This window comes from Paenibacillus sp. BSR1-1 (genome assembly GCF_030403775.1).
In the GTDB taxonomy this organism is placed as follows: Bacteria; Bacillota; Bacilli; order Bacillales; family Cytobacillaceae; genus Neobacillus.
In genome coordinates this window covers 85,009-106,417 of the sequence record NZ_JAQMWQ010000017.1, presented here as the reverse complement: position 1 = coordinate 106,417, position 21,409 = coordinate 85,009, and the positions used below count along the sequence as shown (strand labels likewise).

Genomic DNA, 21,409 nt, shown 5'->3' with positions numbered 1-21,409 from the left:
GGACACTCTTTGCGGACATTTTCATTATTAAAAGGACAGCCGGTTTTTGACACTAAAAAAGGAACAAAAATTGGTGAAATTCACGACCTTTGTATTTCCAGCAATGGAAAAGTAAATGGTCTTTTAGTTAAAAAAGGCGTTTTCTTCAAACAATCCTATTTTCTAGATATTCAAAAAGTAGCCTCCTTTGGCTGGGATGGGGTAATGATTGAGGATGCCGATGAATTGGAAAAGTTGAAAGAGAGCCCTGAATATACCTTGACCCATCAACATTCTCTAGATGGAATGATGATGCTAACAAAGAGCGGTGAGTCGCTCGGAATGTTAAAAGATGTATATTTTCAGGAGGAAGTGGGCACAATCGTAGGGTACGAAATCACGGATGGCTTCTTTTCGGAGATTACAGAAGGGAAACAAGTGGTTCAATCCGGGAAGCCCTTAGCGATCGGAAAGGATGCCATTATCGTTGATGTAGATCATACGTGAGGTGTCTTTTCATGTTTAAGTGTCCTAATTGTCAAAGCAAGGATATCGGCAAAATTGGTATCAACCAATATTATTGCTGGAATTGTTTTATTGAACTTTCCCTTAACAAAGGTATAATCAACACCCATCAAGTCGAAGAAGATGGATCCCTAAGTTCTCTGGATGATTTGTTTGAAGAAGAAGAACGTCGTTACACCCTTTAAATATTGCAAAGAGGTGAGGCGTATGAATAAAATGATGACGACGATGGTTGCCTTTGGTGCTGGAATGGCGGCATATAATATCGCCCAAAGAAATAATATGCTGTCAGCCCGCAATATGAAAAGAATGCAAAAGAAAGTAAAACGAGCGATGTTTTAAAATTAATCCCCCTCAAATTTGAGGGGGATTTTGAATATTCCATTGAAATGTCTCCAAAACTAAAAGAAAGGAGGCTAGGGCGTGGACATTCGAATGAAATGGTATTACAGAATCGGATTTTTGCTCCTTTTATTAATTGCCATTTTTGTTTTTCTAAAAATCAGCTTTGTCTGGATGCCGATTGTAAGAATGGCTGCAATCATTGTTCTCCCCTTTGTCATAGCGGGATTCATTACATATTTACTTCATCCCATTGTTGAAAAATTGCATGAAAAAGGGCTGCACCGTGGTCTTGCTATTATTTTAATATATGTGCTGTTTTTTGGCGGAATCGGTTTTGCTCTCTATAAAGGAATTCCCGTCATCATCGACCAATTAAAGGACCTGTCAGAAAGTGCTCCAGCATTTGCGAAGCAATACCGGGGCTGGATTAATCATTTACAATCCCACACGAGAGCATGGCCAGATGGTCTGCAAACTAAATTAAATGATGGTATTGACGCAATTGAAAAAAAGATGGATTCTCTTTTGACGGTAATTGTGAATATCTTAATGAAGTTGTTGAATTCGGCATTAATCTTTATGATTATTCCGTTTATTGCTTTTTATATGTTAAAGGATTTTCCGTTGATAAAACGGGCAGTTTGGTATTTGACTCCGAAAAAATGGCGTAAAAAAGGAACGGCTTTTCTTAAGGATGTCGATGATTCCCTTGGCAGCTATATCAGGGGTCAGTTGTTGGTATGTATTATTATCGGGAGTATTTCGGCGTTATTATTTTGGATATTTCATTTAAAATATCCATTGTTATTAGGGTTAATAGTTGGTGCCACAAATGTGATCCCTTACTTTGGACCGATAATCGGCGCGGTGCCTGCTGTCATTATTGCAGCCACTACATCCGTTAAGCTGGTCATTATCACCTTAGTCATTGTGTTTGGATTGCAATTTCTTGAAGGGAATATTTTATCCCCGTATATTGTTGGGAAAAGTCTTCATATGCACCCATTATTAATCATGGTGGCGTTAACGGCAGGAGGAGAAATTGGCGGGATATTAGGATTGATATTAGCAGTCCCAATCCTAGTTGTTCTTAAAGTAGCGATCCTTCATGCTAAAAATCATTTTATGCAGCGGGAAACGCCTGATTCGCCAACATAAGAAATTGACAAACGTTTTCTGGGTGGATATAATTCGATATAGAATAATTGGATGAACATGTTGAAGGACCTTAGTATGTTGTAGACCATCTGTAGCGCAAATTGCGCTGAAGAGAGGAGCTTCCCCGGCTGAAAGTAGCTCTAGATGAAGGATGACAGAAGCTAGTCCAGAGTGCAGCTAACCACTGCCGTTTTAGCCGCGTTAAGGCTCTATTGAGAGATGGATACGTGCTTTTGTATTCATAATCAGGGTGGTACCGCGAGACATAGCTCTCGTCCCTGCTATAGGGATGAGGGCTTTTTTGTATTCTTTTTTACATATATAAGGAGGTCTATATTATGAAAAACTTAACGGGATCACAGATCCGCCAAATGTTTCTTGATTTTTTCAGCAAAGAAAAAGGACACCATGTTGAACCAAGTGCTTCACTTGTCCCGCATGATGATCCATCACTATTGTGGATTAATAGCGGTGTGGCAACCTTAAAGAAATATTTCGACGGCCGTGTCGTACCGGAAAATCCAAGAATTACAAATGCTCAAAAATCAATTCGTACAAACGACATTGAGAATGTCGGGAAAACAGCCCGCCACCATACCTTCTTTGAAATGCTTGGCAATTTTTCTATCGGCGAGTATTTTAAAAAGGAAGCCATAGAATGGGCATGGGAGTTTTTAACCTCTGAAAAATGGATTGGCTTTGACCCAGAGCTATTATCAGTAACCATCCATCCAGAAGATAATGAAGCATACGAACTTTGGAATAAAACGATCGGAGTACCGGAGGAGCGCATTATTCGACTTGAAGGAAACTTCTGGGATATTGGGGAAGGCCCAAGCGGTCCGAACACGGAAATTTTCTATGATCGCGGTCCTGAGTATGGAAATGATCCGAGCGACCCTGAGTTATATCCAGGCGGAGAAAATGAACGCTACCTTGAGGTTTGGAATCTGGTATTTTCGCAATTTAACCATAATCCTGATGGCAGTTATACTCCGCTTCCAAAGAAAAACATTGATACTGGAATGGGATTAGAGCGGATGGCATCCGTTGTTCAAAATGTTCCAACCAATTTTGATACTGATTTATTTATCCCGATTATCCGTGCTACAGAAGGAATTTCTGGTGATAAATACGGTGTAGATAAAGAGCGTGACGTCGCTTTCAAAGTTATCGCAGACCATATTCGTACCGTTGCTTTTGCAATTGGGGACGGGGCCTTGCCATCAAATGAAGGCCGCGGCTATGTATTAAGACGTTTGCTCCGCCGAGCTGTCCGTTACGCGAAGCAAATTAATATTAATCGTCCATTTATGTTTGAACTGGTTCCAGTCGTCGGGGAAATCATGCAGGATTTTTACCCTGAAGTAAAAGATAAGGAAGAATTTATTCAAAAAGTCATCAAGAACGAAGAAGAGCGTTTCCATGAAACCCTTCATGAAGGCTTAGCTATTTTAGCAAGTGTTATTAAAAAGGAAAAAGCTAAAGGAAGCAATACGATTTCGGGTGAAGACATTTTCCGTCTTTATGATACTTACGGCTTCCCAGTTGAACTAACTGAAGAATATGCAGAAGAAGAAGGTATGAAGGTTGATCATGCAGGCTTCGAGGTAGAAATGGAGCAGCAGCGGGAACGTGCACGAAAAGCACGTGCGGACGTTGATTCGATGCAGGTTCAAGGCGGAGTACTGCGCGATGTGACGGTAGAAAGCAAGTTTGTTGGTTATGACCAGCTTCAAACAACTTCTTCTGTATTAGCTATTATAAAAAATGGTGAGCTTGCAAATGAGGCTGCAGCCGGTGAGGAAGTACAGCTTATCTTAGACGTAACACCTTTCTATGCTGAAAGCGGCGGACAAATCGCTGACCGCGGCCTGATTGAGGGCGATGGTGTAAGTGTTTTTGTAAAAGATGTTCAAAAAGCACCAAACGGTCAAAACCTGCATCAAGTTGTCGTTAAATCAGGTACATTAAAAACAAATCATCAAGTTACGGCTGCTGTCGATGCGGATAACCGCGTAAAAATTATTAAAAACCATACAGCTACTCACTTGCTGCATCAAGCATTAAAGGATGTTCTTGGCGAGCATGTGAACCAAGCAGGTTCTCTTGTTGAACCAGACCGCCTTCGTTTTGACTTTTCGCATTTCGGTCAAATTAAACCGGAGGAACTGGAGCAGATTGAAAAAATCGTTAATGAAAAAGTCTGGAGTAATATTGAAGTCAATATCAGCCTAAAGCCAATTGCTGAAGCAAAAGCAATGGGGGCAATGGCTCTTTTCGGCGAAAAATATGGCGATATTGTCCGTGTTGTAAAAGTTGGCGATTACAGCCTTGAGCTTTGCGGCGGCTGTCATGTTCCAAACACTTCTGTGATCGGCTTATTTAAAATCGTTTCAGAAGGTGGAATTGGGGCTGGTACTAGACGGATTGAAGCAGTTACAGGCGAATCCGCTTATAAAGCCTTAAATGAACAAGTTGGCTTATTAAAGGAAGCAGCTGAAAAACTTAAAACTAATCCAAAAGATATCGCTGTGAGAATTGAAGGTTTATTGACTGAAATCAAACAGCTTCAACGTGAAAACGAATCACTTGCTGCAAAGCTTGGGAATATTGAAGCTGGTAACCTCGTGTCTAATGTTAAAGAAATAGATGGAGTTAAGGTGTTATCTGCTAAAGTTCAGGCTGCTGATATGAACAACTTAAGAAATATGGCAGATGATTTAAAGCAAAAATTAGGTTCTGCAGTTATCGTATTAGGCAGTGCTCATGAAGGAAAAGTTAATTTAATTGCAGCAGTTACGAAGGATTTAATTGATAAAGGCTATCATGCCGGCAAGCTGATCAAAGAAGTAGCAACGAGATGCGGCGGCGGCGGCGGCGGTCGTCCTGACATGGCCCAAGCAGGCGGGAAAGACCCTGAAAAACTTGAATCCGCTTTACAATTCGTGGAAGAATGGGTAAAATCCATTTGATAAACGGACAAACTAGTGTAAAATGTAGGTAACTAGAAAAGCGGAAGCGCCTTGGCGCTGGAGCTGGAGCTGGACAATTACAATTCTCTCCTTAAAGAACGAGGTGCATGATATGAGCTCATTTGACAAAACGATGAGATTTAATTTTCCGGAGGAGCCTTTTGAACATGATGTAAACGATGTACTTTTTCAAGTCTATGAGGCTCTAAAGGAAAAAGGGTATAACCCTATCAATCAAATAGTTGGTTACCTTTTATCAGGAGACCCTGCCTACATTCCACGTCATCGTGATGCCCGTAATATCATTCGCAAGCTTGAACGGGACGAAATTATTGAGGAATTAGTTAAATCCTATCTAAAACAGCAACGAGAGGGTTAATGAATGCGCGTATTGGGTTTAGATGTTGGCTCGAAAACTGTTGGAATTGCTCTTAGTGATGAACTGGGGTGGACGGCACAGGGCCTCAAAACCCTCAAAATCAATGAAGAAAGAAAGGCGTTTGGTTTTGAGGAAATTGGTCAATTAATAAAAGAGTATCAAGTAGATAAAGTGGTCATTGGTTTGCCAAAAAATATGAACGGTACAATTGGACCGCGCGGTGAGGCAAGTAAACAATATGCTGAGGAAATAGAAAAACAATTTTCTGTGCCGACTATTTTATGGGACGAGCGCCTGACAACAATGGCTGCTGAACGTGTATTGCTTGAAGCGGATGTCAGCCGAAAAAAGCGCAAAAAAGTCATCGATAAAATGGCAGCCGTAATGATTCTGCAAGGCTATCTTGATAGCAAAAATTAATGAGGTGAAGAAATGGAACACGGAGAAAACCAAATTACAATCGTTGATGAAGAAGGAAATGAGCAATTATTTGAAGTGCTCTTTACCTTTGAATCAGAAGAATTCAAAAAGTCCTATGTCTTATTTACTCCAGTTGGTGCAATGGATGACGAGGATGAAGAAGGTCCAGAAATTCATGCCTATGCCTTTAATCCTACTGACGAGGGCGGCGACGGTGAATTAATCCCGATTGAAACCGACGAAGAATGGGATATGGTTGAAGAAATGCTAAATACCTTTTATGAAGAGCAAGAAGACGAAGAATAAGATTGTGGGAACCAGCTATTTAACGGCTGGTTCTTTTTTTATGAAGGCTTCTTTAAAATTGAATGTAAATTATAAACACTGTTGATTGGAGCGGAAGGCGCGAAGACTCCTGCGGGAGTAGGGGCAGGGGAGACCCCGCAGGCGCTAAAGCGCCGAGGAGGCTCCCCGGCACGCCCGCGGAAAGCGAAGCGCCTGGAGCGCAAATCAACTATTAAGTCTAACAGGGACTTTATGAAAAGAACTCTTCCTTTCCGACAAATTAATTGTTAAATTGACATTTTTCTTACTATATGCTGAAATAAAATAGGAGTTCTATCTGCAAAAATTCATTACCTATCGTTATTTTACAAAAGTAAGTCAAGTGGAAGGGGGAAGAAGATGACGACTGACAATAAAGACACAAAAAAAGATGTTATTCGTCAAAAAATGCTCGAGCACCAAAGCGAAGCAAAGGTTGTTCGAAAGATTGTTTTGATTATTTCAATTTTAATAATATTATTAATTTTATTAGTAGGCGGCGGAGGCTATCTCTACATAAAATCAGCCATGAAACCGGTTGATTCAAAGAGCAAGGTTCAGAAAAAAGTTGAAATTCCAATTGGCTCTTCTGTGACAGGGATTGCTGAAACACTAGAATCAAATGGAATTATTAAAGACGCTAAGGTATTTAAGTATTATGTAAAACTTAAAAATGAAGGCGGCTTTATGGCAGGTGAATATCAATTAAGTCCTTCGATGGATGTGCAAGAAATCGTAGGGCGCTTAAAAACAGGGAAAGTACTTGCGAAGGCAAGCTTTAAAATCGCCATTCCAGAAGGAAAACAACTGAAGGAAATTGCGGGAATAATGGCTGCTGCTACAAAGCAAAATGAAGCAGATGTTTTTAATAAATTAAATGATAAACAGTTTATTAAAGCGCTTATGGCTAAATATCCTGATATTTTAACAGATGAAATCATGAATGCATCCATAAAATATCCACTTGAGGGTTATTTATATCCGGCAACCTATCCATTTTATAAGCCTAACCCTACCGTTGAAGAAATGGTCACAGCTATGCTTGATAAAACGCGGACCGTATTATCCGATTATACGGGGGAAAGCAAGGAGAAAAAGCTATCCGTTCATCAGCTGCTAACGATGGCTTCTTTAGTAGAAGAGGAAGCAACTGAAAAAGCGGATCGAAAAACGATTGCAAGTGTTTTCTACAATCGGATTAAAAAGGGGATGCCGCTGCAAACGGACCCAACTGTCCTCTATGCCCAAGGGAAACACAAAGAAAAGGTTTTTTATAAGGATTTAGAAGTGAGTTCACCATACAATACCTATCAAAATAAAGGATTGCCACCGGGTCCGATTGCCAATGCAGGAAGAGTTTCTATCGAAGCTGCCTTAAATCCAGAGAAAACCGATTATTATTATTTCCTTGCAGCCAATGATGAAATCTATTTTAGTAAAACGCTTGAAGAACATAATAATTTAAAAGCAAAGTATATTTCCAGTAAAAAATAATGAACACCTTGGGGGAAATGTTCGCATTCCCCTTTTTTTTATGGTAGAATAGTTCAGTGTTGAATAGGTAATTCATAGCGTAACTCACAGTAAGGGAATTTGGGACGGTTTTGTCCGAAAGAAACGGATCGAGGCGAACTCGTGATGTCATTTTCTGTGAACGCTATTTTTTCATGTCTAAAGACCATTAAATTGGCAAAAATGCTTTTAAGGCATTTTAAAGGATTGAGGTGACGGCAGCTTGTTAAATGAAAAGCTGCATTTTTATATTGAAGAATTGATTCCGGGGCGAAATCCAATGTTTTCGGAAATGGAAAACTACGCTCAGGTGCATAAAGTCCCGATTATGGAAATTGCCGGAATTGAAGCGCTGCTTCAATTACTGCGCATTCAAAATTCAAAAAAGATTCTCGAAGTAGGGACGGCAATTGGTTATTCGGCCTTAAGAATGGCAAATGCTCTTCCTAAAGCTCAAATTGTTACGATTGAACGGGATGAGGAACGAATTCAAGCAGCTAAAGAGTTCATCAAACGATCTGAGCATGGCCAGCAAATTATCCTGGTTGAAGGTGATGCATTAGAGGTGGAGGAGGCAGTCAGCAAGTTTGCTCCTTACGATACCATTTTCATTGATGCCGCTAAAGGCCAATATAAAAAGTTTTTTGAAATTTATTCAAAATATCTTTCCGATGACGGAATGATCATTACTGATAATGTATTGTTTAAAGGATTAGTGGCGGAGTCTGAGATAGAATCTAAAAGAATCCGAAATTTAGTAAAGAAAATTGATGACTTTAACCACTGGTTAATGGACCATCCAGATTATGATTCGGTTATTCTTCCTGTAGGGGATGGAGTCGCAATTAGTAAAAGAAGAGGTGAGAGTTATGAAAAAGCCTGAATTACTTGTAACACCAACATCTGTAAAGGAAATTCTGCCATTAGCTGAAGCGGGAGCAGATGCATTTGTTGTTGGAGAACAGCGATATGGGCTGCGTCTTGCAGGTGAATTTAATCGGGAAGATGTTAAAAAAGCGATTGAATTGGCACATTCTAAAGGGAAAAAAGTTTATGTAGCGATGAATGCTATTTTTCATAATGATAAAATTGAAGAGCTTGGCGAGTATATCCAATTTGCGGCGGAGAATAAAGCAGATGCTATCATTTTTGGAGACCCGGCAGTATTAATGGCAGCTAAAGAAGCAGCGCCAGAAATGAAGCTTCATTGGAATACAGAAACGACAGGCACAAACTGGTATACATGCAATTACTGGGGGAGAAAGGGCGCGAAAAGAGCCGTGTTAGCCCGAGAAATCAATATGGATGCCATTGTGGAAATAAAGGAAAATGCCGAAGTAGAAATTGAAGTACAGGTACACGGCATGAGCTGTATGTTCCAGTCCAAGCGTTCCCTGCTTGGGAATTATTATGAATACCAAGGAAAAGCAATGGAAATTGAAAACCGAAAAATGCAAAAAGATATGTTCCTTCATGATAAGGAACGTGGAAATAAATATCCGATTTTTGAAGATGAAAACGGAACCCATATTATGAGCCCGAATGATATTTGTATCATCGACGAGCTTGGGGAAATGTTAGAAGCGGGTGTTGATTCATTTAAAATCGACGGTATCTTAAAAAGTCCGGAATATATCATTACAGTCACCAAAGCCTACCGCGAGGCAATCGATTTATTTGTTGAAGACCCAGATGCGTATGAAGATAAAAAGGACGAGCTGCTAGCGACAATCGAAGAAATTCAGCCGGAAAGTCGTCCATTAGATACAGGATTCTATTTTAAAGAGACAGTTTATTAAAAGGGAGGGGTTTGATCATGAATACAGTTAAAGATAAAATTTCAGAGATTATCAACGGAAAACGTGTCATTGTGAAAAAGCCGGAACTCCTTGCTCCTGCAGGCAATCTCGAAAAGTTGAAAATTGCCGTTCAATATGGTGCCGATGCTGTGTTTATTGGTGGCCAGGAATATGGCCTTCGCTCTAACGCTGATAATTTTACCTTTGAAGAAATGAAGGAAGGCGTGGAGTTCGCTAGAAAGTACGGTGCGAAAATTTATGTTACTACCAATATCTTTGCTCACAATGAAAATATCGATGGGTTAGAGGACTATTTACAAGGTTTAAAAGAAGCTGGCGTCGCAGGAATCATTGTGGCCGACCCATTAATCATTGAAACATGCCGCCGAATTGCACCGGAGATTGAAGTGCATTTAAGTACTCAGCAATCCCTATCAAATTGGAAGGCTGTCCAGTTCTGGAAGGAAGAAGGCTTGGAGCGTGTAGTATTAGCTCGTGAAACTAGTGCGGAAGAGATTCGTGAAATGAAAGAAAAGGTGGATATCGAAATTGAAACCTTTATTCATGGAGCAATGTGTATTGCCTATTCAGGCCGTTGTACATTAAGTAATCATATGACCGCAAGAGATTCTAATCGCGGCGGCTGCTGCCAATCCTGCCGCTGGGACTATGACCTTTATCAGCTTGAAGGCGAAGGTAACGAGGTACCTCTTTATGCTGAAGGTGATGCTCCGTTTGCGATGAGCCCGAAGGATCTTAATTTAATTCAGTCGATTCCGCAAATGATTGAGATGGGGATCGATAGTTTGAAAATAGAAGGCCGGATGAAATCGATTCATTACGTGGCAACCGTTGTCAGTGTTTATCGCAAGGTTATTGATGCTTACTGTGCAGATCCCGAGAATTTTGTGATCAAACGTGAATGGTTAGAGGAACTCGATAAATGTGCAAACCGTGAAACGGCTCCAGCGTTTTTTGAAGGGGTTCCGGGGTATAAAGAGCAAATGTTTGGTAATCATAGCAAGAAGACAAAGTTTGAATTTGTTGGTCTTGTGTTAGATTATAATGAAGAGACACAGGTGGTAACCCTTCAACAGAGAAACCATTTCAGACCGGGAGATGAAGTGGAATTCTTCGGACCGGAAATTCAAAACTTTACTCATGTGATTGATAAAATTTGGGATGAAAAAGGTAATGAACTGGATGCGGCTAGACATCCTCTTCAGATTGTACAATTCAAATTGGACAAACCGGTGTACCCTAACAACATGATGCGAAAGGAGAACTAGTATAATGCGCAAGCCCGTTGTTATTGGTGTAACCGGCGGCTCCGGCTCCGGAAAGACCAGTGTTACCAAAGCGATTTATGAAAGCTTTAAGGGGCATTCCATTTTGATGCTTGAACAAGATTATTATTACAAGGATCAGAGTGAATTGCCATTTGAGGAACGGTTAAAGACAAACTATGACCACCCGCTCGCTTTCGATAACGATTTATTAATAGCTCACATTGAAAAGCTATTGCGCTTTGAACCGGTTGATAAGCCTGTTTATGATTATTCACAGCATACACGTTCGGAAAAAGTCATTCCTGTGGAACCAAAGGATGTCATCATTTTAGAGGGAATCCTGGTTCTTGAAGATGAACGTCTCCGCAATTTAATGGACATTAAGCTGTACGTGGATACTGATGCAGATTTACGGATTATCCGCAGATTGCAGCGTGATATTCAAGAACGTGGGAGAACACTTGATTCTGTTATCGATCAATATGTGAATGTGGTTCGTCCAATGCATAATCAATTCATTGAGCCGACCAAGCGTTATGCGGATGTCATCATCCCTGAAGGCGGTCATAATCACGTGGCGATTGATTTAATGGTAACAAAAATTCAAACAATTCTTGAACAAAAGTCATTTTTATGAAACAATAGCAAAAGAACTATCTATAATATCCCAATTGGATAAATGCGCGCCCTTTATTTTACAAGGACGCGCTGAATGTATTATGCCGATTGGCATAATATCTACATACATTACATACACAATTCTAATGGGGGATTGTGAAGACTAGAAGGAGTGAGGATTTTGGCTACTGAGAAAGTATTTCCAATGACACAGGCAGGTAAGGACAAACTTGTACAAGAACTAGAATACTTAAAATCCGTTAAACGTAAAGAAGTGGTAGAAAGAATTAAAATCGCGCGCAGTTTCGGGGATTTATCTGAAAACTCTGAGTACGATTCCGCGAAAGAAGAGCAAGCTTTTGTTGAAGGCAGAATTACCACTTTAGAAAATATGGTTCGCAACGCTAAGATTATTGAAGAAGGGGAACTTGCGAGCGACTCTGTAACTCTTGGCAGCTCCGTTACCTTTGTTGAACTTCCAGATGGAGAAGAAGAAACCTATACGATTGTCGGCAGTGCTGAGGCCGATCCGTTTGAAGGTAAAATTTCTAATGATTCACCAATCGCTAAAAGCCTTTTAGGTAAAAAGGTTGGAGATCAAGTATCTGTTCAAACCCCTGGCGGCGAAATGAGCGTCCGTATCGTTTCTATTAAATAATGTTTGAAATAAGAAAACCTCGTCAAAACTTTTGACGAGGTGTTTTTTATGTGGAGAAAACGCACTATTGGCTGGCTTATCATAAGCTTAACCGGATTTGTTTTGCTTTTAGCACGTTTAATGCAAATACAATTAGTTGAAACAGAAACTTTTTCAAAACATAACGTTAATTTACTTGAGGAAAGCGTAAAGCAGCGAACACAAGAATTAGTGATAGATAACGGCAGAGGTAATTTTCTTGATCGAAATGGAACAATGCTGACACATAAGAAGGTGTCGGTGCTTGTTCTATTTCCATTTTTAAAAAAGATGGACTGGGAGTCTGATAAAGTAGCGGATATTACGGGGATACCAGTAAATGTTTTAAAAAGTGCAGTTGAAGGGGCAAAGAAGCCATTTGCGTATGGCGAGCCAGAACCAATGGAACTGACAAGTTCGCAAATGGAAAAAATTAATGCATTAAAAATCCCGGGTGTATTTGCGATTGAAAAAAAGTTTGAGCGAAGGGATGTGCCGGCTGAACAATTATTAGGGTTAACAGGAGAAAATGCGAAAGAATTACAAAAACGTTATCCCAACAAAGACTTATCGGAGAAAACCTTAATTGGTGTATCGGGTCTTGAGGAAAGCTTTGATGAATTTCTTTTGCCTGAAGGAAAATCAAAGCTCGTTTACCATGTTGATGGCGGCGGTGCCCCGTTATTTGGGATCAATGTGAAATATGTCGATCCAGCTAATCCCTTTTATCCTGTCAATGTTCGAACAACCATTGATAAAAGTCTGCAGCAAAAAGCAGAGGAACTAGTTGAAAAGTATCAAATAAAAAAAGGCGGTTTGGTTTTACTAGACATTCAGGACAACAGTGTGCTGGCGATGGTTTCACGCCCGGCAATTAATAAAAAAGACCCATACAATGGTGCGGGGATTACAAACGTAATGTTAAAGCAGCAAATCATGGGCTCTGTATTTAAAACCGTTGTGGCAGCAGCATCAATAGACCAAAATCTTGATGACCCGACACGCATGTATGATTGCAGTAAAAAGATCAATGGAAAGCCTGAGCTGAAATATAATTATGGAATGTTGAATTTTACAGATAGCTTTGCCAGAAGCTGTAATCGGACCTTTGGTGAGTTAGCAAGAGAATTACAAAAAAAGAATCCGAACTTACTGGAAGATTATGCGGCAAAATTATCCTTGACTGGTTCTGTCGGCTGGCAGGGGGATATTTATCATACCAGTAATTTCAAACAGCTTCCCGATGAAGATAAGGGTAGAGTGTTTGTTTCAGATGAGGCAAGAAAAGATTCAAATTTCGCTGCAATGTCAGGAATTGGCCAGCATGAGGTCCGTGCTACCCCTTTAGCTGTTGCCAATATGATGGCCACCATTGCTAGAGGAGGCCAAAAGGAAATGGTCCGTGCTGTGTCAAAAATTGAATATAAAAATGGTACCACGATGGTGAATTTTGATCCAAAAGACTTAAAGGGAGATACTATTTCACCCTATACAGCGATGAAGCTGCAAAAATTGCTGCGTGAGGTTGTCTTGAACCCAAATGGGACAGGCAGATGGTTTAAAGATCTCCAATACGAGGTTGCGGGGAAATCTGGGACTGCGGAAACTGGAAAATTTGTAAACGGCCAGCAATTGCATAATAAATGGTTTGCCGGCTATTTTCCCTATCAAAACCCTAAATATGCGTTAGTAGCCGTCAATTTAGATGTACCAGATAATGCGGGTGGAGTTAATTTGTTATTTGCCGATATGGTAAAGATGCTCTATGAAAAAGGTAATGAACAATAACAGTGGGAGGTTTTTCCTTTAAAATTCCTATCAAATCATGTTAGAATATTGAGAGCCTATTTTTTAGGGGGAGTGATTCAAATTGAGTAATGAACTTAATCAAAATTCGCGCTTTGGTAACCGTACAAAAAGAAAAAAGACGAACCTCGTCTTAAATAGTTTAATTATCATTGTGCTGCTGTTAATCATTTTTGTGGCGTACAATATTTTTGCTTCAGGCGATGACAATGCCGCTGAGCCGAAAAAGGAAACGCAAAATACGGAACAAAAGCACAAGGAAGTAAAAGAGAAAAAAGAGACTGTTTCAAAAGAGAAAGATGATACATCATCCCAGAATGCAGATAAAGAATCGGAGGATCAAAGTGAGGAAACTGCAACAGGTGAACAGCCAGATGACTCAAAGGCAGTCGTCACGGAAGGCGGAAGTTCATCGGATGTCTCACAATCAGTTGAAAATCCTTCATGGAAGCCTGTAGGCACAACCCAATCAGGTGAACATACCCCGGTATATGATCAAAATTCTGCAGATTGGCAGGAAATGTTGGCAGCAATGTCCTATGCAACTGGAATTGATAAAAGTAATATGACGGTATATTGGCTAGGCAGAGATAAATCAACGCAAAATGCCTCAGTAGGAACGATTGAATCCAAAGACACTAAACAGAAGTATAGAGTTTATATTAAATGGGTCGAAGGCCAAGGCTGGATGCCGACAAAAGTAGAACAACTTTCACAATAAGTAAAAAAATATAAAAGGATGGGCCAATTATTGGCACCATCCTATTTCTTTTTAAAATGAACGACAGCAGTAAAATAGGTTTGTCCATTTTCATTTACATGCAATTGATGGGAAACCGATTGAACTCCCAGCATAATCGCTTTATTTTCCTCAATTTGTGCCTCAATCTTTTTTTGTAATGTTTTAAGGTTATTGGCCTCATAAAATTCAACTTTATCCTCAATGAGGTCAAACTGGAAATTCATCATGTAAATCATCCTTTCTGTTCATTCTTATTTTAGACATTTCAATAAAAAAACGGAAGCACAAGCTTTATATGGCAGACTTCTTTCTATTGGTGGTAAAATAGTGTTCGCGGATACGATGTATGAAACTGAGGAAGATTATAATAATGCAAACGTAGAAGCAAAAAATAATGGCTTTCAAAACCTGGCAAAAGATTTGGAAATGGAGTATTATACAACAATTCCCTTTTTAGAACATATTTTATAGAAAAACGGTAAGCGTTACTTTTACGCGCTTCAACGATTTTGTCTGGGGGATGGAAGGCGTAAAACAATAAGAAAGAGGTAAAAAAATGAAAATTGCCATCATCGGTGCAATGGAAGAAGAAGTGACTCTATTAAGAGACAATATTGCGGATCAAACACAGGAAACTGTTGCCGGCTGTGAATTCACGTTTGGAAAAATGCATGGAGAAGAGGTAATTCTTTTGCGTTCGGGGATTGGTAAGGTGAACGCAGCAATGTCAACGACCATTCTGCTTGATAAATATAAGCCTGATTATATCATCAATACCGGTTCAGCAGGAGGACTTAATCCTTCGTTAAATGTAGGCGATGCTGTCATTTCTACCGAGGTTCGTCATCATGACGTCGATGTAACAGCTTTTGGATACGAGTATGGCCAGGTTCCTCAGCTTCCAGCTGCTTTTGAAGCTGATGATAAATTAATTGGGGTAGCAGAATCTGCCGCAAAAGAATTAGACAGATTTCAAACCGTCAGAGGCTTAATTGCTACAGGTGACTCTTTCATGGAGGATCCAGCTAAAGTAGATTTTATCCGAGAGAAGTTTAGAGATCTTCAAGCAGTTGAAATGGAAGCGGCGGCGATAGCCCAGGTAGCTCATCGCTTTGGTATTCCTTTTGTGATCATTCGGTCCCTTTCCGATATCGCTGGTAAAGAATCGGAAATCTCATTTGATCAATTTATTGATAAAGCAGCAACCAATTCTGCCACACTGGTTATGAAAATGGTGGCCGCTTTAAGATAGAAATCAGGGGTGTAAAAATGAAGGTTTATAAGAACGTACATGAATTAATTGGGCACACACCAGTTGTCGAGATTACTCAATTTCCATTGCCTGAAGGCGTTCGCATTTTTGCGAAGCTGGAATTCATGAACCCCGGAGGCAGTGTTAAAGATAGACTTGGTCTAGAGCTTTTAAGAGATGCATTCGAATCCGGAAAACTGCAGCTAGGTGGAACGGTTATCGAGCCGACTGCCGGAAATACAGGTATTGGCGTGGCACTTGCGGCAATAAACAAAGGAGTACAGGTTATTTTTTGTGTTCCGGAAAAGTTCAGTATGGAAAAGCAGGAAATTATGAAGGCCCTTGGTGCCAAGATTGTAAATACCCCAACAGAACTGGGCATAAAAGGTGCTATTGCCAAGGCGCAGGAACTTTTAGAGGAAATTCCAGGATCCTTTTGTCCCCAGCAATTTGCTAACCCAGCGAATCCTGATACTTACTATAAAACACTTGGGCCGGAATTGTGGGAGCAACTGGACGGACAGATTGATATATTTGTCGCCGGAGCAGGCTCTGGCGGAACCTTTATGGGGACCTCGCGATATTTAAAAGAAAATAAGAAAGAAATCAAGACTGTCATTGTTGAACCGGAAGGCTCAATTTTAAATGGCGGAAAACCAGGACCACATAAAGCGGAGGGGATTGGGATGGAATTTTTGCCTCCGTTTATGGATACAGAATACATCGATGCCATTCATACTGTGATGGACGCTGATTCCTTTCAGCTTGTAAAAGAACTGGCTGCAAAAGAAGGCCTGCTGGTTGGCAGTTCTTCCGGTGCGGCTTTATATGCAGCGCTTAAAGAAGCGGAAACAGCAAAGCAAGGAACAAATATTGTAGTGATATTCCCTGATGGAAGCGAACGATATTTAAGTAAAAAAATTTTTGAGGGAGGCATTTAGTTTTGAAAAGAAAAACGAAGTTAATTCATGGCGGTATTAGCGAAGACCCGGCAACAGGTGCTGTATCGTTTCCAATCTACCAAGTAAGTACGTATAAGCAAGAAGGTGTCGGCGGCCACAAAGGCTTCGAGTACTCAAGAACCGGCAATCCAACGAGGAATGCTCTTGAAGAACTGATTAAAGATATCGAAGGAGGCAAAGCAGGATTTGCTTTTGGCTCCGGTATGGCAGCAATTACAGCCGTAATCATGCTGTTAAACAGTGGTGACCACGTCATTCTTACAGATGATGTGTACGGGGGAACATTCCGAGTTATGACTAAGGTTCTGAACCGTTTCGGAATCGATTCCACTTTTGTTGATACAAGTAATTTAGAAAATATTAAGAGTGAAATTCGTCCAAACACAAAAGCAGTATATTTAGAAACACCGACAAACCCGCTTTTAAAGGTCACGGATATTGAAGCGGCTGCCAAGCTTGCTAAAGAACATAACCTTTTAACGATTGTCGATAATACATTTTCAACACCTTACTGGCAAAATCCACTTGAGCTTGGAGCAGACATTGTCTTGCATAGTGCTACGAAATACATTGGCGGACACAGTGATGTTGTAGCCGGATTAGTTGTTGTTAATAATGATAAGCTGGCAGAAGACCTTCATTTTGTTCAAAACTCAACTGGCGGTGTATTAGGGCCTCAGGATTCATGGCTGTTAATCAGAGGGATCAAAACATTAGGCATCCGTATGGAAGAAACTGAATCCAATACAAAGGCATTAGTGGAGTTTTTACAAGGGCATTCTAAAGTGAAAAAGGTATTCTATCCGGGCATAGAAACACATCCAAATCATGACATAGCTAAAAAACAATCCAGAGGTTTTGGCGGAATGGTTTCATTTGATGTCGGAAGCGGAGAAAATGCAGATAAACTATTAAGCAAAGTAAAATATTTTACTTTAGCAGAAAGTTTAGGTGCTGTTGAAAGTTTAATTTCCGTTCCAGCAAGAATGACACATGCATCCATTCCAGCTGAACGGAGAGCGGAATTAGGTATCACCGATGGCCTAGTCCGCATCTCAGTAGGCCTCGAAGACGTAGAAGACCTAATCGAGGACCTCTCACAAGCATTAGAATAGTAATAACGTTACAATGGGTGTCAGGCACCATGTGAAATTTTCACATGGTGCCTGACACCTTTTCTAATATTTACATACTGTTTAACGCTGTTTTCTGTGGTAAAGTAGGTTAGTAGATTTTAGGAAGCAGGTGATGGTAGTGGACCAGCAATCGAAAAGTCTTTTTGAGAAGATAGCTGATTTCAAACGGTTTGCGCTGACTTTATTTGCTTTCGGAGTATTTTTCTATTTAGGTTCGATTATTCCATACGCAGGAAAAACTGTGACGGATTTAACATTTATGATCAATACAGCCATTTCATTCTTAGCAGCGTCTATTTTATTCTTTACTCAAGTGAAGAGATATCAAATAAAGCTTCTAGAGATGGAAGATGGACATGATGATTTTAGGAAAAAGTAAGTGTTCCTCAAGTGGGGGCACTTTTTTTGTGTTGGCTATGTTAAATGCCATTGTTGCTTATCAACACCTTGATTGGAGTGCAAATCAACAACCAAGTTTAAAAGAGCCTTTGCGTAAAAGGGCCATTTCCTTATTTTTAAAAAAATTTGCTCGAAACGGTTTACAAAGTATCGTTGTGTGGATATAATTACCGTAGTAAGTAAAAAATTCCAAAAGGGAGGTCGAATAAAATGATGTTAACATACACTGGCGCAAAATCAACAAAATATTTGAATAACACGCATTCGACCAGACTGGAATGGATTGCTTAGCATTTTGTGACAATACATATCCATGCCGCAGGGAGAATGACGCCTTGCGGTATTTTTGTGTCTAAAAAAACGGGCCGCAGGGAGCTGACTTCTTGCGGCCTTTTTGTGCCCTTTTTACTCGCCAATTGGATATGTCTTGCATAAATTGTAAATTGTGTTGAAGAGCTGGCAATAAATCATCAAAGGAGGTGGTTAATTATGACCCTGAATATTTTATTTTTTTCCATTACTTTTAAAAAACGTCAAGTGAATCCTCATGAAGCTGTCCACCAGGAAATGGTTGAAAAGCTTTATGAACAAAATAAAGATCGTCAAATATCCATGTACCATGAAATGTAATTGTAGGAAACACCTAAATTAATAATGAAAGGAAGTGATATGAAATGACCTTAAATATATTATTTTTCTCGATAACAATAAAGAAACGAAATGTGACTCTTGAAGAAGCAGTTCATCAGGAACAAGTTGAAAAACTGTATGAACAAAATAAAGACCGTCAAATCTCTATGCACCGTTTTATGTAAGAACTAAAAAATCCATGAAAAGAAAGGTGGTTTTAACGATGATTTTTCTAATGCAAGGAAGAGGAGCAAGCTTATGGGGTATGAAAGATACCACCTAGCTTTATGATTAACAATAGGAGGTAACGATAATGCCGCTGCATATTTTATTAATTTCGCTAATTTTTAAATCAAAGAAAAAATGATATCATAGTTCATCCATTATGCTAAAAAGCAGGTTTTGTTAATTAACAATATGTTCACATCTCATAAAGATAGGTACTGCGAAAATATGATAAATTCAAAGTAGAAAAAGCAGAACTATTTTAAGGGGTGGAGAATATGTTCATGGTTGTGATGGCCTTGGTCATTACTGGTGCGATCGGCTGCGTAATCTCAGCAGAATTAAGTGTTGAATAATAGTAAAAGCATCGGCCGCATTCATTTATGCCGATGCTTTTATTATGCAATTATTTAGTTAGCTCTAAAAATTCATCCACATCATCCATACAAATTTGGACGGCTTTTTCCCAGAAGTCCTTTTCTGTTAAGTCGACCTGTAAATGTTTCTTTGCCAGATCTTCTACTGACATCGAAGCTGTATCTCTTAATAATGCAATATACTTTTCTTCATATCCTTTTCCTTCCTCAAGTGCCTGTGCATAAATACCGAGTGAAAATAGGTAACCAAAGGTATATGGGAAGTTGTAGAACGGAACACCCGTAATAAAGAAGTGAAGTTTCGATGCCCAGAATAATGGATGATATTCTTCCAGTGCGTCGCAGTAGGCTTCTTTTTGAGCCTCAAGCATTAATTCATTTAATCTTTCCACTGCAACTGGACCTTGTTTTCTTTCTTCATAAAAACGTGTTTCAAACAGGAACCGGGCATGGATATTCATTAATAGCGCAACTGTTCTTTGAATTTTATCATCCAGCAGGACGAGTTTTTCCTCGTGATCCTTTGCGTTCTTTACCGCAGCATCGGCTACAATCATCTCTGCAAAGGTAGAAGCTGTTTCGGCAACGTTCATGGCATAGTTGCGGTTAAGATGCTGAACACCCTTCATAGCAAATGTATGGAAGCCGTGTCCCAGTTCGTGTGCGAGTGTAGAAACATTAGAAGGCGTTCCTGAATACGTCATGAAGATCCTTGATTGATCACTTTCAGGGAAGAAGGTACAGAATCCTCCAGGTGCCTTTCCAGGCCGATCTTCTGCTTCAATCCACTGCTCCTCGAACGCCTTTTTCGCAAATGCAGCCATTTTCTCGCCAAAAAGTGCGAAATTCTGTTCAATAAATTCAGCTCCTTCTTGATAAGAAAGTTTTGAGGCAGTTTTCCCAAATGGAGCATCTAAATCAAACCAGCTTAATTTTTTAAGACCTAAAAGCTTTGCCTTTCTTTCTAAGTAGGTTACAAGCTTTTGTTTATTTTCAGAAATGACCGCCCACATCGCCTCAAGGGTTTCCTTTTCCATTCGGTTAATGCTAAGCGGTTCTTTTAAGACTTCTTCCCATCCTCTTTTTTGATAAACATTTAAACGAAAACCGGAGAGGTGATTGAGGGTTTTCGCTAAAAAGTCAGACTGGTCTCCCCATGCTTTTTCCCAATTTTTAAAAACAGATGCTCGAAGGCCGCGGTCCGGACTTGCAAATTTGTTAAACGCTTGGCCGACAGACAAAAGCTTCTCATCGCCATTCTCTTGAACCGGAATTTTTATTTTTCCAACAATTAAATCGTACAATTGTCCCCAGCTGTGATATCCGTCAACACCCAGAGCGCTGATTAGCGCTTCCTCTTCCTTAGAAAGTTTATCTTTGGCCCGTTCACGTCTTTCCGTTAATACAAAGGAAAGTTCGTTTAATATCGCATCTGAAAGCAGCTGAGACCAAACCTCATCCTTTATGGATGTAAGCAGACCATCGAATGCACTTAGCGCTGTTTGAAAGGCAGCGCTTAAGCTAGTTACTTTTGATTCGAGGTTAAAGGCCTTTTTGTCTTCGGTATTTTGTGCTTGAAGGCATCCGACAAATGCTCCCGCCTGTCGGAGTTTTTTAGCAGCATGCTCAAAGTCCTCCAACAGTTCCTGCAAATATTTTTGATCTTCCATAGTATTAAGTGGTGTCCAGTTATCCACTTTAGATTGGAAAATTTGAATTAATTCTGCGGTTTGGTTTAAGTGGTCTGCGAATTCAGGAGATGCACTACCTCCTTTAAAAAATACTTCAAGATTCCAAACATCTAAATATGTAGAAGCTGTCATCAAATGTACCCCCTTTGAATATGTACTTCCTCATTATAATATATGTTTTTCAAACGAT

General features: G+C 39.9%; 26 protein-coding genes. 24 read left to right on the top strand and 2 right to left on the bottom strand.

Annotated elements, in window-relative coordinates; genetic code table 11:
* The first annotated feature begins 9 nt into the window (after window positions 1-9).
* The 16 genes from PH210_RS20875 to PH210_RS20800 all read left to right on the top strand — a co-directional run bounded on the left by PH210_RS20875 (window position 10) and on the right by PH210_RS20800 (window position 14,526).
* On the top strand, window positions 10-486 hold the full coding sequence (locus PH210_RS20875; RefSeq protein ID WP_289988100.1) for a PRC-barrel domain-containing protein: 477 nt from the start codon (window positions 10-12) through the stop codon (window positions 484-486).
* A gap of 11 nt (window positions 487-497) precedes the next feature.
* Window positions 498-689 (top strand): YrzR-like zinc ribbon domain, encoded by a 192-nt coding sequence (locus tag PH210_RS20870; RefSeq protein ID WP_223591237.1) that lies wholly within the window; start codon window positions 498-500, stop codon window positions 687-689.
* 22 nt (window positions 690-711) lie between these two features.
* A complete protein-coding gene (locus tag PH210_RS20865) occupies window positions 712-846 on the top strand; it encodes a YrzQ family protein (protein WP_289988099.1) in 135 nt (44 codons plus the stop codon).
* 81 nt (window positions 847-927) lie between these two features.
* Window positions 928-2,007: an AI-2E family transporter gene (locus tag PH210_RS20860; protein WP_289988098.1), complete on the top strand. Its 1,080-nt coding sequence runs from the start codon at window positions 928-930 to the stop codon at window positions 2,005-2,007.
* A gap of 338 nt (window positions 2,008-2,345) precedes the next feature.
* On the top strand, window positions 2,346-4,982 hold the full coding sequence (gene alaS / locus PH210_RS20855) for an alanine--tRNA ligase (RefSeq protein ID WP_289988097.1): 2,637 nt from the start codon (window positions 2,346-2,348) through the stop codon (window positions 4,980-4,982).
* 112 nt (window positions 4,983-5,094) lie between these two features.
* Window positions 5,095-5,361: an IreB family regulatory phosphoprotein gene (locus tag PH210_RS20850; protein WP_066311816.1), complete on the top strand. Its 267-nt coding sequence runs from the start codon at window positions 5,095-5,097 to the stop codon at window positions 5,359-5,361.
* Between the two features lie 3 nt (window positions 5,362-5,364).
* A complete protein-coding gene (gene ruvX, locus PH210_RS20845; protein WP_289988096.1) occupies window positions 5,365-5,781 on the top strand; it encodes a Holliday junction resolvase RuvX in 417 nt (138 codons plus the stop codon).
* 12 nt (window positions 5,782-5,793) lie between these two features.
* Entirely contained in the window at window positions 5,794-6,087 is a 294-nt protein-coding gene (locus tag PH210_RS20840; RefSeq protein WP_289988095.1) for a DUF1292 domain-containing protein, read from the top strand.
* A gap of 378 nt (window positions 6,088-6,465) precedes the next feature.
* On the top strand, window positions 6,466-7,599 hold the full coding sequence (gene mltG / locus PH210_RS20835; protein WP_289988094.1) for an endolytic transglycosylase MltG: 1,134 nt from the start codon (window positions 6,466-6,468) through the stop codon (window positions 7,597-7,599).
* Between the two features lie 241 nt (window positions 7,600-7,840).
* Complete coding sequence (locus PH210_RS20830) at window positions 7,841-8,500, top strand: O-methyltransferase (protein ID WP_289988093.1); 660 nt, start codon at window positions 7,841-7,843, stop codon at window positions 8,498-8,500.
* Window positions 8,487-9,416 (top strand): peptidase U32 family protein, encoded by a 930-nt coding sequence (locus PH210_RS20825; RefSeq protein ID WP_289988092.1) that lies wholly within the window; start codon window positions 8,487-8,489, stop codon window positions 9,414-9,416. The genes PH210_RS20830 and PH210_RS20825 overlap by 14 nt, the downstream gene beginning before the upstream one ends.
* 17 nt (window positions 9,417-9,433) lie before the next feature.
* Window positions 9,434-10,705, top strand: a complete 1,272-nt coding sequence (locus tag PH210_RS20820) for a peptidase U32 family protein (RefSeq protein ID WP_289988091.1) — start codon at window positions 9,434-9,436, stop codon at window positions 10,703-10,705.
* Between the two features lies 1 nt (window position 10,706).
* Window positions 10,707-11,342, top strand: coding sequence for a uridine kinase (gene udk / locus PH210_RS20815; protein WP_289988138.1), 636 nt, complete (start codon window positions 10,707-10,709; stop codon window positions 11,340-11,342).
* A 162-nt stretch (window positions 11,343-11,504) separates the two neighbouring features.
* Window positions 11,505-11,981, top strand: coding sequence for a transcription elongation factor GreA (gene greA / locus PH210_RS20810; protein ID WP_223591250.1), 477 nt, complete (start codon window positions 11,505-11,507; stop codon window positions 11,979-11,981).
* Between the two features lie 48 nt (window positions 11,982-12,029).
* Window positions 12,030-13,787, top strand: coding sequence for a peptidoglycan D,D-transpeptidase FtsI family protein (locus PH210_RS20805; protein WP_289988090.1), 1,758 nt, complete (start codon window positions 12,030-12,032; stop codon window positions 13,785-13,787).
* An 82-nt stretch (window positions 13,788-13,869) separates the two neighbouring features.
* Window positions 13,870-14,526, top strand: coding sequence for a YrrS family protein (locus PH210_RS20800; protein WP_289988089.1), 657 nt, complete (start codon window positions 13,870-13,872; stop codon window positions 14,524-14,526).
* Between the two features lie 41 nt (window positions 14,527-14,567).
* Here PH210_RS20800 and PH210_RS20795 read toward each other — a convergent pair whose 3' ends face one another.
* On the bottom strand, window positions 14,568-14,771 hold the full coding sequence (locus PH210_RS20795) for a DUF2536 family protein (protein WP_289988136.1): 204 nt from the start codon (window positions 14,769-14,771) through the stop codon (window positions 14,568-14,570).
* 103 nt (window positions 14,772-14,874) lie between these two features.
* On the opposite strand from PH210_RS20795, the gene PH210_RS20790 reads away from it, so the two are divergent.
* The 8 genes from PH210_RS20790 to PH210_RS20755 all read left to right on the top strand — a co-directional run bounded on the left by PH210_RS20790 (window position 14,875) and on the right by PH210_RS20755 (window position 19,111).
* Complete coding sequence (locus PH210_RS20790; protein WP_289988088.1) at window positions 14,875-15,018, top strand: hypothetical protein; 144 nt, start codon at window positions 14,875-14,877, stop codon at window positions 15,016-15,018.
* Window positions 15,019-15,103: 85 nt separating this feature from the next.
* Complete coding sequence (gene mtnN / locus PH210_RS20785; protein WP_289988087.1) at window positions 15,104-15,799, top strand: 5'-methylthioadenosine/S-adenosylhomocysteine nucleosidase; 696 nt, start codon at window positions 15,104-15,106, stop codon at window positions 15,797-15,799.
* Between the two features lie 17 nt (window positions 15,800-15,816).
* Window positions 15,817-16,740, top strand: a complete 924-nt coding sequence (locus tag PH210_RS20780; protein ID WP_289988086.1) for a PLP-dependent cysteine synthase family protein — start codon at window positions 15,817-15,819, stop codon at window positions 16,738-16,740.
* A gap of 2 nt (window positions 16,741-16,742) precedes the next feature.
* A complete protein-coding gene (locus PH210_RS20775; RefSeq protein ID WP_289988085.1) occupies window positions 16,743-17,876 on the top strand; it encodes a bifunctional cystathionine gamma-lyase/homocysteine desulfhydrase in 1,134 nt (377 codons plus the stop codon).
* A gap of 133 nt (window positions 17,877-18,009) precedes the next feature.
* Complete coding sequence (locus PH210_RS20770; RefSeq protein WP_289988084.1) at window positions 18,010-18,276, top strand: YrhC family protein; 267 nt, start codon at window positions 18,010-18,012, stop codon at window positions 18,274-18,276.
* Window positions 18,254-18,463, top strand: a complete 210-nt coding sequence (locus PH210_RS20765) for a hypothetical protein (RefSeq protein ID WP_289988140.1) — start codon at window positions 18,254-18,256, stop codon at window positions 18,461-18,463. Before PH210_RS20770 ends, PH210_RS20765 begins: the two co-directional genes overlap by 23 nt.
* A 322-nt stretch (window positions 18,464-18,785) precedes the next feature.
* Entirely contained in the window at window positions 18,786-18,926 is a 141-nt protein-coding gene (locus tag PH210_RS20760) for a YrzI family small protein (protein WP_289988083.1), read from the top strand.
* Between the two features lie 44 nt (window positions 18,927-18,970).
* Entirely contained in the window at window positions 18,971-19,111 is a 141-nt protein-coding gene (locus PH210_RS20755; protein ID WP_289988082.1) for a YrzI family small protein, read from the top strand.
* 446 nt (window positions 19,112-19,557) lie between these two features.
* Here PH210_RS20755 and PH210_RS20750 read toward each other — a convergent pair whose 3' ends face one another.
* Entirely contained in the window at window positions 19,558-21,351 is a 1,794-nt protein-coding gene (locus tag PH210_RS20750) for a M3 family oligoendopeptidase (protein WP_289988081.1), read from the bottom strand.
* Window positions 21,352-21,409 lie beyond the last annotated feature (58 nt).